Annotated in this window: 20 protein-coding genes; 14 read left to right on the top strand and 6 right to left on the bottom strand. The window is 74.4% G+C overall.

What is annotated here, in order from left to right; all coding sequences use genetic code 11:
- The 3 genes from ABD946_RS34600 to ABD946_RS34610 form a co-directional block, all read left to right on the top strand.
- A partial coding sequence (locus ABD946_RS34600) for a hypothetical protein (RefSeq protein ID WP_345289627.1) occupies positions 1-188 on the top strand: 188 nt, incomplete at its 5' end.
- Positions 189-201: 13 nt separating this feature from the next.
- Positions 202-783: a GNAT family N-acetyltransferase gene (locus ABD946_RS34605; RefSeq protein WP_345289628.1), complete on the top strand. Its 582-nt coding sequence runs from the start codon at positions 202-204 to the stop codon at positions 781-783.
- A 25-nt stretch (positions 784-808) separates the two neighbouring features.
- Entirely contained in the window at positions 809-1,363 is a 555-nt protein-coding gene (locus tag ABD946_RS34610; protein WP_345289630.1) for an Imm21 family immunity protein, read from the top strand.
- Here ABD946_RS34610 and ABD946_RS34615 read toward each other — a convergent pair.
- A complete protein-coding gene (locus tag ABD946_RS34615; RefSeq protein ID WP_345289631.1) occupies positions 1,312-2,295 on the bottom strand; it encodes an ArsR/SmtB family transcription factor in 984 nt (327 codons plus the stop codon). The two genes, ABD946_RS34610 and ABD946_RS34615, sit on opposite strands and share 52 nt — an antisense overlap.
- Positions 2,296-2,365: 70 nt before the next feature.
- On the opposite strand from ABD946_RS34615, the gene ABD946_RS34620 reads away from it, so the two are divergent.
- Entirely contained in the window at positions 2,366-3,280 is a 915-nt protein-coding gene (locus ABD946_RS34620; protein ID WP_345289632.1) for an aldo/keto reductase, read from the top strand.
- 7 nt (positions 3,281-3,287) lie between these two features.
- On the opposite strand, the gene ABD946_RS34625 is transcribed toward ABD946_RS34620, so the two are convergent.
- Entirely contained in the window at positions 3,288-4,349 is a 1,062-nt protein-coding gene (locus ABD946_RS34625; protein ID WP_345289633.1) for an ATP-dependent DNA ligase, read from the bottom strand.
- A 110-nt stretch (positions 4,350-4,459) separates the two neighbouring features.
- On the opposite strand from ABD946_RS34625, the gene ABD946_RS34630 reads away from it, so the two are divergent.
- The 6 genes from ABD946_RS34630 to ligD all read left to right on the top strand — a co-directional run bounded on the left by ABD946_RS34630 (position 4,460) and on the right by ligD (position 8,604).
- On the top strand, positions 4,460-4,894 hold the full coding sequence (locus tag ABD946_RS34630; protein ID WP_345289634.1) for an arsenate reductase/protein-tyrosine-phosphatase family protein: 435 nt from the start codon (positions 4,460-4,462) through the stop codon (positions 4,892-4,894).
- 196 nt (positions 4,895-5,090) lie between these two features.
- Positions 5,091-5,474 (top strand): hypothetical protein, encoded by a 384-nt coding sequence (locus tag ABD946_RS34635; protein WP_345289635.1) that lies wholly within the window; start codon positions 5,091-5,093, stop codon positions 5,472-5,474.
- Complete coding sequence (locus tag ABD946_RS34640; RefSeq protein ID WP_345289636.1) at positions 5,474-6,601, top strand: hypothetical protein; 1,128 nt, start codon at positions 5,474-5,476, stop codon at positions 6,599-6,601. The genes ABD946_RS34635 and ABD946_RS34640 overlap by 1 nt, the downstream gene beginning before the upstream one ends.
- A gap of 94 nt (positions 6,602-6,695) precedes the next feature.
- Positions 6,696-7,103 (top strand): roadblock/LC7 domain-containing protein, encoded by a 408-nt coding sequence (locus tag ABD946_RS34645; protein ID WP_345289748.1) that lies wholly within the window; start codon positions 6,696-6,698, stop codon positions 7,101-7,103.
- Between the two features lie 34 nt (positions 7,104-7,137).
- Entirely contained in the window at positions 7,138-7,512 is a 375-nt protein-coding gene (locus tag ABD946_RS34650) for a roadblock/LC7 domain-containing protein (RefSeq protein WP_345289637.1), read from the top strand.
- A 96-nt stretch (positions 7,513-7,608) separates the two neighbouring features.
- Entirely contained in the window at positions 7,609-8,604 is a 996-nt protein-coding gene (ligD, locus tag ABD946_RS34655) for a non-homologous end-joining DNA ligase (protein WP_345289749.1), read from the top strand.
- A gap of 13 nt (positions 8,605-8,617) precedes the next feature.
- On the opposite strand, the gene ABD946_RS34660 is transcribed toward ligD, so the two are convergent.
- From ABD946_RS34660 to ABD946_RS34670, 3 genes are all read right to left on the bottom strand, one after another.
- Positions 8,618-9,793, bottom strand: coding sequence for an alanine--tRNA ligase-related protein (locus ABD946_RS34660; protein WP_345289638.1), 1,176 nt, complete (start codon positions 9,791-9,793; stop codon positions 8,618-8,620).
- A 310-nt stretch (positions 9,794-10,103) separates the two neighbouring features.
- Positions 10,104-10,700 carry a GNAT family N-acetyltransferase gene (locus tag ABD946_RS34665; RefSeq protein WP_345289639.1) on the bottom strand — a complete coding sequence of 199 codons (597 nt, stop codon included), beginning with the start codon at positions 10,698-10,700 and terminating at the stop codon, positions 10,104-10,106.
- A gap of 20 nt (positions 10,701-10,720) precedes the next feature.
- On the bottom strand, positions 10,721-12,130 hold the full coding sequence (locus ABD946_RS34670; RefSeq protein WP_345289641.1) for an NsdA family TPR-like regulatory protein: 1,410 nt from the start codon (positions 12,128-12,130) through the stop codon (positions 10,721-10,723).
- Positions 12,131-12,311: 181 nt separating this feature from the next.
- On the opposite strand from ABD946_RS34670, the gene ABD946_RS34675 reads away from it, so the two are divergent.
- The 4 genes from ABD946_RS34675 (at position 12,312) to ABD946_RS34690 (ending at position 15,203) form a co-directional block, all read left to right on the top strand.
- Positions 12,312-12,755: an ATP-binding protein gene (locus ABD946_RS34675; RefSeq protein WP_345289642.1), complete on the top strand. Its 444-nt coding sequence runs from the start codon at positions 12,312-12,314 to the stop codon at positions 12,753-12,755.
- Between the two features lie 20 nt (positions 12,756-12,775).
- Complete coding sequence (locus ABD946_RS34680) at positions 12,776-13,414, top strand: GNAT family N-acetyltransferase (protein WP_345289643.1); 639 nt, start codon at positions 12,776-12,778, stop codon at positions 13,412-13,414.
- Between the two features lie 52 nt (positions 13,415-13,466).
- Complete coding sequence (locus ABD946_RS34685; protein ID WP_345289644.1) at positions 13,467-14,084, top strand: hypothetical protein; 618 nt, start codon at positions 13,467-13,469, stop codon at positions 14,082-14,084.
- Positions 14,085-14,261: 177 nt separating this feature from the next.
- Positions 14,262-15,203, top strand: coding sequence for a hypothetical protein (locus ABD946_RS34690; protein ID WP_345289645.1), 942 nt, complete (start codon positions 14,262-14,264; stop codon positions 15,201-15,203).
- 1 nt (position 15,204) lies between these two features.
- On the opposite strand, the gene ABD946_RS34695 is transcribed toward ABD946_RS34690, so the two are convergent.
- A complete protein-coding gene (locus ABD946_RS34695) occupies positions 15,205-15,993 on the bottom strand; it encodes an aminotransferase class IV (protein ID WP_345289647.1) in 789 nt (262 codons plus the stop codon).
- Between the last annotated feature and the right edge of the window lie 37 nt (positions 15,994-16,030).

The following is a 16,030-nucleotide window of genomic DNA, read 5'->3' on the forward strand; positions in this document are numbered from 1 at the left end:
TCGACTGGGTGCTCCCCGAACTGCCCAAGGGCGAGAGCTTCCTGCTGGAGACCAACCTCTGCTGGCGCGCCACCTCACCCGAGGAGGACCGGGACGACATGAGCACCTGGTGGGCCGCCATCACCCGCCCCGAGCACCTCCTCGCGGCCGCTGGTGGAAATCCGTTTGGCGCGGCCCGCGCCGTTTGAGCATGATCAGGCAATGGAGACCCCCCAGCGCGTGATCCGCGTCGACGACGAACTGACCCTGCGCGCCTACGAGCCCGGCGACCTCGACGAGCTGCTGCAGGTGATCGAGGAGGCCCGGGAGCACCTCGTCCCGTGGATGCCCTGGGCCTCCGACCACACCCCGGAGAGCACCACGGACTTCCTCGGCTCCCGCGCGGAGAAGTGGGCCTCGGGCACCGACCACACCTACGCCATCGTGCTGGACGGCGCGATCGTCGGCTCCTCCGGCTTCTTCCTCCGCGAGGGCGACCCGGCCGAGCGCCGCGAGATCGGCTACTGGCTGCACCCCGACGCCACCGGCCGCGGCCTGGTCACCCGCACCGCCCGCGCCCTCACCCTCGAAGCCTTCCGCAGCGACCCCCGGGTCGCCTACGTCGAGATCGTCCACGACCCCGCCAACACCGCCAGCGGCGCCGTCCCCGCCCGCCTCGGCTTCACCGACCTCGGCACCGTCCCCGCCGAGAAGCTCGCCCCCGCCGACACCGGCGAGGACCGCCACTGGCGCCTGACCCGCGATCAGCTCCCGATCCTGACCGACGGCGCCGCCCGGAGCTGACACCCCCGGCTGGCACCATGACCGCATGAGCCTGCCGCTGACCTGGATCGACCGCACCGACTTCGCACGCTACGCCCTCCTCCCCGAACACCTGGTCTCCGAATGGACCGGGGCGGAGGCGGACGACGTCATCGGCGAGTACGCGGAAGCGGTCCGCTTCGCGGGCCACGACGTGCTCGTCCTCGGCGGCGAACCGCTCCCGATCGCCTGGTTCCCCGACAACCTCGTGTTCGCGCGCTGGATCTACGCCGACGACGACGGCTCCCTGCGCTCCGCCCTGGAACCCGCCCTGGCCGGCGGGGCTTGGGAGGATGCCGTCACGGTCGAGCTCGGCGGCAGGTACGTGCTGACGGACGCGGGCTACGACGGCGAGCGGATCCTCGGCCTCGACGGGACGCAGCAGTCACCGGAGCTCGTCCGCATCGAACTCCCCGCCGGGCGCTACCTGGTGCAGTCCCTCCTCGTCGAGCCCGATCCCGAATCCGCCTTCTACCTGGAGCGCCTGCTCCCGCTCGCCCCAGCCGAGCGTCAGTCCGAGGCCGCCTCCAGGAGGGTCTCCGCTACGGCGGTGCGGGCGTAGAGGACGGAGCGGCCGGCGCGGTGGGCGCTGACCAGGCCCGCGTCACGCAGGGCGGTCAGGTACTGGGAGACCCCGGCGGGGGAGAGGCCGGTGCGGCGGGCGAGGTCGGTGGTGGAGGCCGGGGCGGCCAGTTCGGTGAGCAGCCGGGTGCGCGAGCGGCCGAGGACGGCGGCCAGAGCGCCGGCCGTGGCACGTGTCTCCCACAGGGTGCCGACACCGCGTGCCGGGTAGGCGAGTTGGGGCGGGTCCGGCGGCCGCACCCGGGTGCGCAGACCGGGCCCGGTGAAGGCGGAGGGGATCAGCAGCAACCCCTCACCCGCGATCCGTCGGGGCATGTCCCGCTTGCGCCGTGCCATCCGGAGCGCACCCTCGTCCCAACTCACCTCACTGTGGAGGTCGTTGAACAGGCGCGCCGCCCCGTGCTCGGCGACCGTGCGGGCCCGGTGGGAGACGTCCGCGTCCAGGACGGCCCTGATCCGCGCCCAGAACGGGGCGAGCGCCAGCTCCCAGAACGTCTCCAACTCCCGGGCGAGCTTGACCAGTCGGGCGTCCGGGTCGGCACGGAGGCTCGCCAGCCGCGGGCCGAGGTGCCCCTGGTGGCGGGCCAGGTGGTCGAGGTCCTCGCGCACCCGGTCGGCGGGCGTGGCCGCGATGGCCTCCCACTCCGCCGACGGCTCGGGTGCGGGCCCGGCGGGGGCCGGATTGAGGAAGTCTGGCACGTAGCCGGACGGCCCGATCAGCTCGGCGAGCCAGCCGCGGTCCAGTCCGGCCTCGAGCACGCGTGGCCGTACCTGCTCGACCCAGGGCCGGTGGACCGGGTGCCCGGTGCCCGACAGCAGCAGCCGGAAGCCGGGAGCCACCTCCCACATCGGCGAGACGGCGAACCGCACCTGCGCCAGGTCGTCCGCCGTGAACGCCAGCTCCGCCACCACACACCCCCGTTGGATTCGGACATACCTTAACCAGTGGCCCGGCCGTCCGGCCCGTACCGATCATTCCGCCATGACCTCACGCACCGTCCCCACCACCTGGCAGCTCGGCGACCGCACCGTCCGCCGGATCGGCTTCGGCACCATGCGGCTGCCCCAGCACGGAGAAGCCCTGCTGCCCGAGGCCGTCCCCCGCGACCGGGCCGACGCGCTCGCGGTGCTGCGCCGGGCGGTCGAGCTCGGCGTCAACCACCTCGACACCGCCGCCTTCTACTTCTCCTGCCTCCTCTCCGCCAACCAGCTGATCCACCAGGCCCTGGCCCCCTACCCGGATGACCTGGTGATCGCCACCAAGGTCGGCCCGGGCCGTGACCCGGCCGGCCACTGGCTCCCGCACGCGACCCCCGGGCAGCTGCGCGGCCAGGTCGAGGAGAACCTGCGCCAGCTCGGCCGCGACCACCTGGACGTGGTGAACCTGCGCGTCGTCGGCACCGGCTCCGTCGCCGAACGCTTCGGCGCGCTCGCCGAGTTGCGTGCCGCCGGGCTGATCCGCCACCTCGGCCTGTCCAACGTCCATCCCCACCAGCTCGCCGAGGCACGGGCCGTCGCGCCGGTGGTCTGCGTGCAGAACATGTACGGGATCGGCGCCTCCCCCGAGCAAGAGGAGCTCGTCCGGACCTGCGGCGAGCTGGGCATCGCCTTCGTGCCCTTCTACTCCATCGCCGGCCGGGGCCGCACCGCCGGTGCCACCGGCGCGGACGGTGCCACCGCGGAGCTCGGCGGCGCCGTGCGCGCGGTCGCCCGCGCCCACGGCGTGAGCCCCGCGCAGGTGCGGCTGGCCTGGACCCTGCACCGGGGCCCGCACGTGCTCGCCATCCCCGGCACCGGCGACCTCGGCCACCTCGCGCAGAACGTCGCCGCCGGCGCCCTCCGACTCGGCCCGGAGGAGCTCGCGGCGCTGGGCTCCGCAGCGCACAGCACGGGCTGAGCCGCCGTCAGCCGCGCAGCACGTCGGCCAGGTCGTAGCCCACCGGCTCCTCCAGCTGCGCGTAGGTGCAGGACTCCGGGTCCCGGTCCGGGCGCCAGCGTTTGAACTGGGTGGTGTGGCGGAAGCGGGTGCCCTCCATGTGGTCGTAGCCGACCTCGCAGACGCGTTCCGGGCGCAGCGGCACCCAGGAGAGGTCCTTCCCGCCGGTCCAGCGGCTCTGGCCGCCGGGGAGCCGGGCCGCGGCCTGGGCGCTCTCGTCGCGCCAGGCCGCCCAGGGGTGGTCAGCGCCCTCGTCCATCCTCAACTCGGCCAGTTCGTCGACCAGTTCGGCCCGGCGTTTCATCGGGAACGAGGCGCAGACGCCCACGTGCTGGAGCTGCCCGTCGGCGTCGTGGAGGCCGAGCAGCAGGGAGCCGACCACCGGTCCGCTCTTGTGCTCGCGGTAGCCGGCCAGCACGCAGTCGGCCGTCCGGGAGTGCTTGATCTTGTACATCGACCGGGCCCCCGGCTGGTACGGCTGGTCGAGCGGCTTGGCCACCACTCCGTCCAGCCCGGCCCCCTCGAACTGGCCGAACCAGCGCCGCGCCACCTCCACCTCGGTGGTGGCCGGGGCGAGGTGGACCGGCGGCCGCACCCCTGCCAGCGCCCGCTCCAGCGCTGCCCGCCGCTCCGTCAGGGGCCGCCCGTCGTAGGCCTCGTCCCCCAGTGCCAGCAGGTCGAAGGCCACGAAGGAGGCGGGGGTGCGCTCGGCCAGCGTCCGCACCCGGGAGGCCGCCGGGTGGATGCGTTCCAGCAGTTCCTCGAAGTGGAGCCGCCCGTCATGGGCGATGACGATCTCGCCGTCCAGCACGCAGCGCTCCGGCAGCTCGGCCCGCACCGCTTCCACCACCTCGGGGAAGTACCTGGTCAGCGGCTTGCCCGTGCGGCTGCCGATCTCCACGTCCTCGCCGTCGCGGAAGACGACCGCGCGGTAGCCGTCCCACTTGGCCTCGTACTGCATGCCTTCGGGGATCTTCGTCACCGCCTTCGCCAGCATCGGCGAGACCGGCGGCATCACGGGCAGCTCCATGCCCCGATCCTGGCGCCCCGTCAGCCGCGCCGCCCGTGGGGTACGGCCGGGCGGGCGGATATGCTCTGTGTACGGGGAGTCGGAGCACGAACACGGGAGGGTGGCCACCGATGGCCGACGAACCGTCACGCCCCCGCCGCCGCGTCCTGGTGGTCTGCAAGGGCAACATCTGCCGCAGCCCGGCCGCCGCCGCGATCCTGGCGGCCCGCTCTCCCGACCGCCCCGAGGTCCGCTCGGCCGGCACCACCCACTGGCACACGGGCGAGCCCGCCGACCCGCTGATGGTCGAGACCATGGCCCGGCTCGGTTACGACCTCTCGGCCCACCGGGCCGCACCGCTCACCCCGGAGCTGGTGGGCTGGGCGGACGAGCTGATCGCGGTGGACGCGGAGACCGCCCGCGAGACCCGGCGGCTGGCCGGCCCCGGACGGACGGTGCACCAGCTGGCGGACCCGGGCATCTTCGACCCGTGGGGCGGCACGCCCGCCGACTTCGTCCGGACGGTGCGCGAGATCGAGGCCGCCCTGGACGCCCTGCTCCCCTGACCGTTCATCAGAGGATCCCACTATCACGCCGGTTGCCCCGGCGGAGAGATTCGGGCATATGCCCGACGAGTATGACGGATCCTCTCCCGCAGCCGCCCGAGCCGGGCTAGCGTTACGTCCCGCAGAGGTTACCGCGAGTGAGCGCGGTACCGCAGGCGTGCTCTTCGACGGGTGCGCGGGAGGGAAGTGCTGCCCGGTGCCGGGAATCGATGACTGCCTTGCCGAGGCCATGGGCGTGCCGGGCGCGCTCGGAGTGAGCCTGGTCGACTGGACCAGCGGACTCGCCCTCGGCACCGCCGGGGAGGGCCCCGGCGGTGACCACGAGGCCGGCGCGGCGGACGCCACCGAGCTGGCCCGGGCCGTCACCCAGGGCACCTCGTTCACCGACCCCGCGGCCGGTACCGCCCCCGCCGAGGACCTGATCCTCAGCTCGGCCGGCGCCTACCACCTGGTCAGGTTCCTGGAGACCGACTTCGACAGCAGCCTGATCCTCTACCTCCGGCTCGACCGCGAGCGCGCCAACCTGGCCATGGCCAGGCTCCGACTGGCCGCCATCGCCGACCAGTTGGTGCTGGACTGATGTCGCTGACCCGGCCCGTGGAGGCCGTCCGACTGCCCCGCCGACGCCGCTCCGGCTGCGCCCCGGCCACCCCCTTCGAGCACGAGCTGGCCGAGCTGGCCGCCCGCCGCGCCACCGGGGTCCTCGCCGGGGAGCACGGCCGGGTGCACCTGGCCGAGGGCGCGGTGGTCTACGCCGAGAGCCACTCCGCCCCCGGCGTGGAGGCACTGCTCACCGGCTGCGGCCGGATCAGCTCCGCCGAGTGGGCCTCACTGCTGGGCAGTTGCTCCGCCACCGGCCGTCCGCTGGGCGAACTCCTGGTCAGCGCCGGCCTGGTGACCACCGCCGAGCTGGAACTCTGCCTGACCACCGCCGTGTTGGACGCCGCCTTCTTCGCCCTCGGCCCGGCCGCCCGGCCTCCGTTCTTCACCCCGTCCGCGGTCCCGCTGCTCACCCTGGCCCGGCCGATGACCGTCCGCCAGCTGCGCGCGGCGGTCGGCCGCCGCCGCGCGCTGCTGGACCGGGTCTGGCCCGCGCCGCCCGGCGAGCACGGCCCGGTGCTGCGCCGCCGCACCGGCGGCGGCCCGGCCCACCCGGCCCGCAGCTGCACCCTGCGGCGCCGGGCCGTCCTGGAGGCGGCCGACGGGCTGCGCACCCCGTCCGAGATCGCCCTGCTGCTCGGCCGCTCCGCCTTCACCACCCTGCTCGACCTGCGCCACCTCGCGGCCGTCGGCCTGCTGGAAACCCCCGTTCCCGCAGCTCCGGCCACCGCCGCCACCCCGGTCACCGGCCTCACCCCCGCCGTCGTCCCGGTGGTCCCCGTGGTCCCCGTCCCCCCGTACCCGGCCACCGCGCCCCCCGCGCCCGCGGCGCCCACCGCTCCCCAGATGCCGCAAGCGCCCCAGGTGCCCCCCACCGCCGCGGCCCCCACCGCCGCCGCCCGGCAGGTCCCCTCGGTACCGCCGCCCCGCTCCGCGCCACCGGCCCCCACCCGCCCGACGGCCGCCGTCCCGGTGATCACCTCACTGCCGACGCCGACGGCCCCCGGGCGGCCCCCGGTCACGCAGCCCTCCCCCGCGTACGACCCGTCAGATCCGCACGTCGCTCTGCTGCTCCGCATCCGAGCCGGCCTGGAGGCCCGACTGTGACTTGCCCACCCGCCCCGACCGCCGCCCGGTCGACCCTCCCCTCCGAGTCATGAAGCGCACCTTGCGACAGTTCACGGCCCGGAAGCCACCCGTCATGATCGACCCCGAGGCGCTCGCCGACCCCGGCCTGCACGCCGAGCTGCGCGGGCTGCGCGCCCGGGTCCCGCACCTGACCGGCAGTCTGATCGCCACCACCGACGGCCTGGTGGTGGCCCACGACGCCGCCACCCTGGAACCCTCCGGCGTGGCCGCGCTGACCGCCGCCGCGCTCGGCGTCGGCGCCCGGCTGGCCGAGGCGACCGGACAGGGCGAGTTCCGCGAACTGATCACCCGCGGCGAGCGCGGCTACACCGCCACCTACGCCGCCGGGGCCTACGTGGTGCTCACCCTGCTGGCCGGGCCGCAGGCCAACCTGGGGCGCCTCCACCTGGAGGCCCGCCGCGCCGGCCAGCGGATCGCCGACCTGGCCGACCTCGCCCTCGAACGCAACCCCCGTACCTGACGCCCCCGTTCACCCCTCTTCCAAGGAGATCCCCGTGGCCACCACCGAAACCGCCCTCAAGGACATCATGGCCTCGATCGACGGCGCCATCGGCGTCGCCCTGGTCGACTACACCAGCGGCATGGCCCTCGGCACCCTGGGCGGCAGCGCCGACCTGGACCTCAACGTCGCCGCCGCCGGGAACACCGACGTGGTCCGCGCCAAGGTCCGCGCGATCGAGCTGCTCGGCCTCAAGGAGGCCATCGAGGACATCCTGATCACCCTCAGCAGCCAGTACCACCTGATCCGGCCGCTCACCAACCGCTCCGGCAAGGGCCTGTTCCTCTACCTGGCGATCGACAAGAACCGTGCCAACCTCGCCATGGCCCGCCACCAGCTGAAGCGCGTCGAGGCCGACCTGGAGGTCTGACGGACCGTCCACCGGGCCGCCACTCCCGGCCCGCCCGACAGGCGCGGGCGGGCCGGGCCCCCTAGCGTGAAGCGCATGGCGGCGAGCAGCACGGCGATCGAACTGGACGTGGACGGCCGCGCGGTGCGGCTCTCCAACCCGGACAAGGTGTACTTCCCGGAGCGCGGCTACACCAAGCGGGACGTGGCCGAGTACTACCTGGCGGTCGCCCCCGGCGCGCTGCGCGGACTGCGCGAACGGCCGACCACCCTGCAGCGCTTCCCGGACGGGATCGAGGGCGAGTTCTTCTACCAGAAGCGCGCCCCGAAGAACGTTCCCGACTGGCTGCCCACCGCCCGGATCGCCTTCCCCAGCGGCCGCACCGCCGACGAGATCTGCCCGACCGAGGCCGCCGCCGTGCTCTGGGCGGTCAACCTCGGCTGCCTCACCTTCCACCCCTGGCCGGTCCGCCGCGCCGCCACCGAGCACCCGGACGAGCTGCGCATCGACCTCGACCCGCAGCCCGGCACCGACTTCGCGGACGCCGTCCGCGTCGCGCACCGGCTGCGCGAGGTGCTGGAGGAGCACGGGCTGCGCGGCTGGCCGAAGACCTCCGGCGGGCGCGGGCTGCACGTCTACGTGCCGATCGTCCCCGAGTGGACCTTCGCCGACGCCAGGCGCGCCGTCATCGCGCTCGGCCGCGAGCTGGAGCACCGGATGCCGGGCGAGGTGACCACCAACTGGTGGAAGGAGGAACGGGGTTCGCGCATCTTCGTGGACTACAACCAGATGGCCCGCGACCGCACCATCGCCTCCCCGTACTCCGTCCGCCCCCGCCCCGAGGCCACCGTCTCGGCCCCGCTGCGCTGGGAGGAGCTCGACTCCGTCTCCCCCGCCGACTTCACCATCCGCACCGTGCCCGCCCGCTTCGCCGAACTCGGCGACCTGCACGCCGACCTGGACGACCACGCCTTCCGGCTCGACCCCCTCCTCGCCCTGGCGGACCGTCAGGCCGCCGACCACGGCGCGGGCGACCTCCCCTACCCGCCCGACCACCCGAAGGCCGAGGGCGAACCGCCCCGCGTCCAGCCCAGCCGCGCCCGCAAGCACTGACCCCGGGTCCCCGTCACCTCCCGTCCCCTCCGCGCAGTCCGAGCACGAGCTCGCGCGGCAGTCCGTGGGTGTCGTGCAGCTCGTGGAAGTCCTGCTCGCCCAGCGGGCCGCGGTAGCGTGGACGGGACAGCACCCGCCGCCCGCGCTCCAGCAGCCGGTCGAAGCGGACCTCCTCCTCCCGCAGCACCCCGCGCACCAGCTCCGGGTCCACGTCCTGCCGGAAGCGGTCCAGGGTGTGGCGGACCAGCTCCACCGGCAGGTCACCGAGACCGCGGGAGGGATCGTCCCGCCGCAACACGGTGAGCACCCGGCGGAGCAGCCGGCGCAGCACGTAGCCGCGGCCGGTGTTGGACGGGAGCACCCCGTCGCCGATCACCACCACGGACGAGCGCAGGTGGTCGCAGACCACCCGCAGCGAAGTCCCGTCGAGCCGCCACAGGCCCGGCACGGTGCGGCGCCAGGGCTCGAAGACGTCGCACTCGAACACCGAGCGGCGGCCCTGCAGCAGGGTGGCCAGCCGCTCCAGGCCGAGCCCGGTGTCCACGTTGCGCTGCGGCAGCGGCACCAGCGAGCCGTCCTCCAGCCGCCGGTGACGCATCATCACGTGGTTCCACACCTCCACCCAGCGGTCGTCGCCGGTCGGCGTGGACTCCGGCGGGGTGTCGCCGGTCCACAGGAAGAGCTCCGAGTCGGGACCGCACGGGCCGGTCGGCCCGTTGGACCACCAGTTGTCCTCGACCGTGAGCTCGACGGGCACCCCGAGGCCCTGCCACAGCTCCAGCGACCCGGTGTCGGGGCCGGTCCGCTCGTCGCCGCCGAAGACCGTGACGTGCAGCCTCCCCCGGTCGACGCCGAACCCCTCGGTGAGCAGGTGGTAGCCCCAGTCCAGGCTCTGCGGGCCCTCGTAGTCGCCGAGCGACCAGCTGCCGAGCATCTCGAAGACGGTCAGGTGGGTGCGGTCGCCGACCTCCTCCAGGTCGGTGGTGCGCAGGCAGCGCTGGACGTTCACCAGCCGGCGGCCCAGCGGGTGCGGGCGGCCCTCCAGATACGGGGTGAGCGGGTGCATGCCGGAGGTGGTGAAGAGCACCGGGTCGCCCGGGGGCGGCAGCAGCGTCGAGCCGGTGATCCGGCGGTGGCCGTGCTCCTGGTAGTACTCGGTGAACGTGCGGACGATCCGGTCGGTGTCCATGGTGCGGCTCCTTCGCGCGGTGGGCGGGGAGGCGCCGGACGACGGTGCGCACGGGCGGCGGGAGCCGGACCCTGGGGAACGGCGACCACCGGCGGACCGTGTCCGGTCGCCGGTGGGAAGTGGGGGTACGTCAGGCGGCGGCCGGCGAGCTGGTCGCTCGCGCGGCGGCGGTGTGCGTGGTGCGGTCCATGACGTCCATGCCGCGAGGGTAACGCGCCCACCGCACCGCCCGCACCGGCATTTCCGTCGCCCCGCCCCGCCACGCCCCCGCCCCCGCCCCCGCCCCCGCCGAGGCCGAGCCGCGGGCCGCTCAGCCGCAGTGCGGGGTGCTCACCTGCGCCACGGCGCCCGGCCGGAGCAGCATCGCGTCGTACTCCGGCGACTCGGGCGCGTGCCGGATCCGGCCGCCGATCACCTGGTAGCCCCAGCGGGGGTAGGCGCTGCGGGCGGGCTCGTTGTCGTGGATGCAGGTGAGGGTGGTCCAGCGCTCGGGGCGGTGGCGGACCAGCTCGTCGTGCAGGCGGCGGCCGATGCCCCGGTTGGCCAGGCTCGGCAGGACCATCAGCTCCCGTAGCCAGAAGACGTCCCGGGCCGCCGCGGCGGCCAGCGCCGCCGGCGGCCGGCTCACGCCGAGGCTGACCCACCAGGCCCGCTCGGCCGGCAGCGTCGCCCCGTGCACCAGCCCCACCAGCCGCCCGTCCGGACGCCCGCCCACCCTGGCCGTGACGGTCTCGAAGCCCGGCATCTCCATCGCCCCGCGCAGCCGCTCCTCGAAGGACTCCACCGAGAAGAACGGGTCCCCCGCGTACGGTGCGACGCCGTAGACCACCCGGTAGACCTCGACCAGGTCGTCGAGGACCTCCTTCGTCTCCTGGCCGTGGTGGTGCCGGAACTCGATGTTGTGCACGTGCCTGTCCTCCGCCCGGCTCAGGCGGTGTAGGCCGCCAGCCGCTCCGTCGTGTCCCTGACCTCCGCCAGGGCCTGATGAGCCGTCAGTTTCTCACGTACCAGCGACAGTTGACGCTTGTTGCGGGCCGAGGCCATACCACCCTCGATCAGCCGCAGCGACTCCTGGGCGGCCGCCACCGTGCGGTCCACGTCCCGGTCCTGGAGCGCGGCGTAGGAGAGCCGGGCCAGGCACATGCCCCGGTTGCGGGCGTGCGCGATGTGCTGCAGCCGCGCCGAGCGCTCCAACAGCCGTACCGCCTGCCGGTAGTGGCCGAGGTCGAGCCGGCACATGCCCTCCAGGCAGACCAGTTCGGCCTCGTTGAGGAAGCTCACCCAGTCCGGGTCGCGGTCGGTGGTGCCGCGGCCGAAGGCCTGCCAGGCCCGGCGGATCGCCGCGGCGCAGGCCGGCTCGTTGCCCAGGCGCCCGTAGCCCTGGGCCTCCCGGATCGCCAGCAGCGCCGCCACCCGGGGCGGTGCGCTCCACTCGGCGGCGTGCGCCTGGGCGATCCGGGCGTAGCGGACGGCCTCCCTGGGCTTGCCGAGGTCCACGCTCTGCCGGGCCATGTTGGCCAGGGTGCGGGTGGCGAGCGGGTCGTTCCCGGAGAGGACCGCGGTGTTGAGCGCCTCGGAGAAGTACACCCGGGCCTCGGTCTGACGCTCCGCGTCGTAGCAGAACCAGCCCAGCGAGGTGGTCAACTGGCCCGCGATGTCGTGCAGTTCGCGCCCGGTCTGCTCGCCGTAGGTGGCGTGGTCGATCAGGTCGTGCACCCGGAGCAGCTGGGCCCGGGCCGAGCGCCAGAGCAGGTCGCCGCCGAAGCGCTGGTCGATGGCGTCGAGGTCGAGCGCGGTGGCCCGCAGCTCCTCGATCTCGTCCCTGCCGATCCGCGCCCCGCCCTGCGCGGCCACCGGGGACGCGTCGAGCCAGGGCAGGCCGCCGAGGGCGGCCGTTCCTACCGTTCTGAGAGCCTGACGGCGGTTCAATGGTCCCTGCCGGTCTTCCGTTTCGAGGTCTTCGGTGCTGTCGGCCGGGGAGAACGGACCGAAGCTGACGACCGGGAGCACCGGCGTTCCGCCCTTGGCCACGAAGCCGAGCGCCTCCGGCCCGCGGTCGAACGCGGCCCGCAGCGCCGAGGCGTGGTCCGGTCGCGGCCAGGGCGGGGCCGGGGCCTCCCAGCGCCGGTAGGTCCGCACGTTCACCTGGAACGCCCGGCTGGCGAGCACCTGCTGTCCGGCCGTGCTGATCCCGGCGGCCGCGGCCTCCTGGGAGAACCAGCCCTTGGAGATCCTGGCCGCGTAGAGCAGCTCGTTGCCCGGCGCTCCCCGCCCCATGGTGTCCCCCTCCGCCGTGCCCCGGGCCGCCCTGTCCTGCCGCCCGCCGACAGTGATCACGGTAGAGGAGTCCGCAGCTCACCCGGCCCGTCCGTCCCCCGGACGAGCGACTCCCGGCGGAACCCGCCCCGTGCATGCCCTCGCTATGCCCTCTCCGTGCCCTCGCACCGACCGGCTCCGCCCGCCACCCTGGGCAAGCACAGGAGCCGGGCGCTCCCGACCGACTGGAGCGATACCGGTGATGACGACACTTCAGGTGTGGGAGACGGAGTTCCCGGCCCAGGCGCAGGCCGCGCGGGCGGCCCGGGGCTGGGTGCGGCAGGTGCTCGGCGAGCACGGCTGGACGCCGGAGCGGGCGGACGACGTGGTGACGATCTGCTCGGAGCTGGTGACCAACGTGCTGCTGCACGCCCCCGGCCACCGCTCCGGCATCCCCGTCCGGCTGGAGCTGGACCGCCTCGGCGGCTCCTGCCGGCTGGAGATCAGCGACGGCCGGGCCGAGCGCGGCCCGGTGGTCCGCCCGGCCGGGGTCCGCGACCACGGGCAGGGCATGCGGCTGGTCGAGGCGCTCGCCGCCGACTGGGGCGTGGTGGCGCGCGGCGGCTCCAAGACGGTCTGGGCGGTGGTGCTGCACGGGTCCGTGCGCGGCGCCCCGTCCGAGGGGGTGCCGACCGGCGTCGTGTAGTCCGGGGCTAGGCTGCCCCCATGCTCAAGACGATCTTGGACGCCGCCGCAGCCGGCCGGTTCCCCGCCCCTGACGGCTCGGTGACGGTCCTTCCGCAGCCGAGTCCGCGCGACGCCGGGGTGGTCGCCTTCAGCGCGCACGCCGTGGTCTTCACCGACCAGGACCCGGAGTGGGTGCGCGCCGCCGTGGCCGCCGCCCCCGCCGACGTCTTCGCCGCCCCGATGAACCCGCACTTCCTGGCCGGCTTCGCCGACCGCACCGGCCGCCGCATGGACACCATCGACCTCCTCTCCGCCGGCTCCCGCCTCCCCGGCGAGCCCCCGCTCCCCCTCACCCCCGTCGCCGACCGCGACCACCCCCGCCTGGTCCGCGCCCTCGCCTACCGCGAGGACGTCCGCGCCTGGACCGCCCCCGGTGGCGTCCTCATCCTCGGCCGCGGCGTCGCCGGCCGCTGGGAGTGCGCCGTCGAGGTCTCCCCCGAGGCCCGCGGCAAGGGCCTCGGCCGCGCCCTCGCCCTCAGCGCCCGCCACCTCCTCCCCGAGGGCGACCACGTCTGGGCCCAGCAGGCCCCGGGCAACGTCAACAGCGTCCGCACCTTCCAGTCCGCCGGCTTCCGCCCGATCGGCTCCGAGGCGCTCCTGATCCCGCGTCAGGCCTGAGCCCGACTCCCTCCTGCTGAGCCCGACTCCCTCCTGACCAGCCTGGGCGGCCATGAGCACGGACATCTACGGCGGCATCGAGTTCCGCCATCCCGGCGTCGACGCCGGGTACTACGAGGGCGAACCCTGGGTCAAGGCGATGGACCTGTGGCCGCTGTACGACCAGAACGACCACGAGTCGTTCAGCTGCCTCTTCGGGGTGCACGACCGCGCGGGATTCCGTCCGCCTTCCGCCGGCCGCGGCCTGCCCGCGGACGTGTCGAGCGGCCTGGCCGACCTGGGACCGCAGCTGGAGGCCGGCGACCTGCACGGCGCCACCTGGGTCGACTGGGCCGAGATCGCCGGCATCGACCCCCGTGCGACTCCCGCCGTGTTCAGCGGGCGGCTGAGCTGGTCGGCGGCGTCCCATCCCGCGCGGATCGACCAGCGGCTGGTGTCCGAGCGGTGGCCCGCGGACGCGGTGGAGGCGGTGGGCCCGCCGCCACCGGGCCTCGACCGTGCGCGCCCCGCCGAGTGGAGCAGGGGCGGCCTCCGGTGCCGGTACGAACCCCTGACGGTGGGCTCCGTGCTCGGCGACGGCTCGGACTGGCAGCACGTCTTCGCCGTGATGAAGGCGCTCGCGGCCCGCTACGGCGAGCGGCACGTCCGGCTGGTGGTGGCCTTCGACTGAGCGGCCCTGATCCCGCGTCAGGCCACGTCCCTCGGCCGGGCCGTGACTGCCCGTGATCCCTCGGACGGGGCCCACCGCTTGCCGAGGCACGCGCTCGCGTGTGCACTCCGTGGTAGGGGCCGGTCCGCGCTGCCCGGTCGTCCTGGCAGGTCACCGAGCTCACCGAGGAGCCCTCCGATGCGTCCGATCGTCCGCGGCCTGCTGGCCGGCACCCTCGCCGCGACGACCGTCCTCACCACCGGCCCAGCCGGTGCCGCCCCGGCCGGGCACCGTGCCCTCCCGTCCCCGGTGTTCGGCGTCACCATCGACGATGTCGAGAACATCGAGCAGGTGGTCGCCGCCGAGGCGACCCTCCCGCGCCGGCCCACCACCCGCGTCGTCTTCGACGAGGGGGTGGACGCCGAGCACTACCGGACCCCGGTGGAACGGCTCGGCACGGTCAGCTACGTGATGGGCGGGCTCCTCGACTCCGAGGGCCTGCGCGAGACCGGCGTCGAGGCGTACCGGCAGCGTGCCCAGGCCTACCTGGACGCCCTCGGCGACAGCGTGGACGTGTGGGAGATCGGCAACGAGGTCAACGGCGACTGGACCGGCCCGTACGGTTCGGTCTCTCAGAAGATCCAGGCCGCCTTCACCACCGTCGAGGCCGCCGGCGGGCGGACCGCGCTCACCCTCTACGAGAACAGCTACGCCCCGGACCACTGCGGCGACGGGGCGGCCGAGCTGACGCCGGTGCAGTTCTCGCAGCAGTACGTGCCGCAGGCGATGCGGGAGGGCCTGGATTACGTCTGGCTGTCCTACTACCCCACCCAGTGCTCGCCGACGACCTACCCGTCGGCCGCCACCGTCCGTGCCGAGGTGGAGCAGTTGCACGCCCTCTACCCGAACGCCCTGATCGGCTTCGGTGAGGTCGGCCTCCCGGACAAGGTCCGGACCTCCACCCTCGCCAAGGCCAGGGCCGTGATGAACTGGGCCTACCGGCTCGCCCCCGGCCCCGACTACTACGTCGGCGGCTACTTCTGGTGGTACGCCTACGAGGACGCGTTCACCGGGCGGCAGCTTCTGCTGCCCGACCTGCGGCAGGCCTTCCTCAACGAGGCCGCGGCACTGGGCGGGTAGCTCAGAGCTCGTCCCAACGGACGGTGGCCCAGGCGGCGGTGAGGACATCGACGAGTTCCGAACCGTCGCCGGGGAGGGCCGACTCGTCGATGCTCGCCAGGGGTTGGGCGTGGCAGTGCGAGTTGGTGGCGACGGCCGCGCGCAGCGGCGGGAGGTCGGCGAGGGTCAGCGGGACGACCGACCAGGGCAGGCCGAGGTGGGTGAGGCCGCGTCGCAGGAGCAGCATGGTGATGCCGGGCAGGGCTTCCCCGTCCGGCCAGAGCACCCGGGCGCCGTCCCAGAGGGCGAGGTTCCAGACCGATCCCTCGCGCAGGCGCCCGTCCCGGCCGAGGAACAGGACGTCGTCGTAGCCGGCCGCCCGCGCCTGCAGCGCCTGGTGGGTCAGGCCCATGGTGGCCAGGTGCTTCAGGTGCGGCAGGTCGCGCTCATAAGTGGCGGTCCGGACCCGCAGCGGCGGCCGCGGCTCCTCGCTGACCGGGTCGGCGACCGCGACCATCAGGTCCGGTACGTGCGGGACGCCGACCTGCGGGACGACCGTCACCTGGACCGAGGCGTCGCGTTCGCCGCCGAGCGCGTGCCGGACCAGCCCCCGGATCCGGTCCTCGTCGTGCTCGGCCTCGGCACCGAAGAACGCCCGGGTCCCCGCTTCGAGCCGTGCCAGGTGCAGGTCGAGGCCGCGCACCCGCCCGCCGCGCACCTGCATCGAGGTGAAGTGCCCGTAGTTCCAGGTCGCCGCCCGGTAGACGTCCGCGACCTCTGCGGGCCGGCCGTTGATCTCGATGTTCCGCACCCGCGCCATGCTGCCACGTCCACGCACGGAGAAGATC

Source organism: Kitasatospora albolonga, from assembly GCF_039535905.1.
Taxonomy (GTDB): domain Bacteria; phylum Actinomycetota; class Actinomycetes; order Streptomycetales; family Streptomycetaceae; genus Kitasatospora; species Kitasatospora albolonga.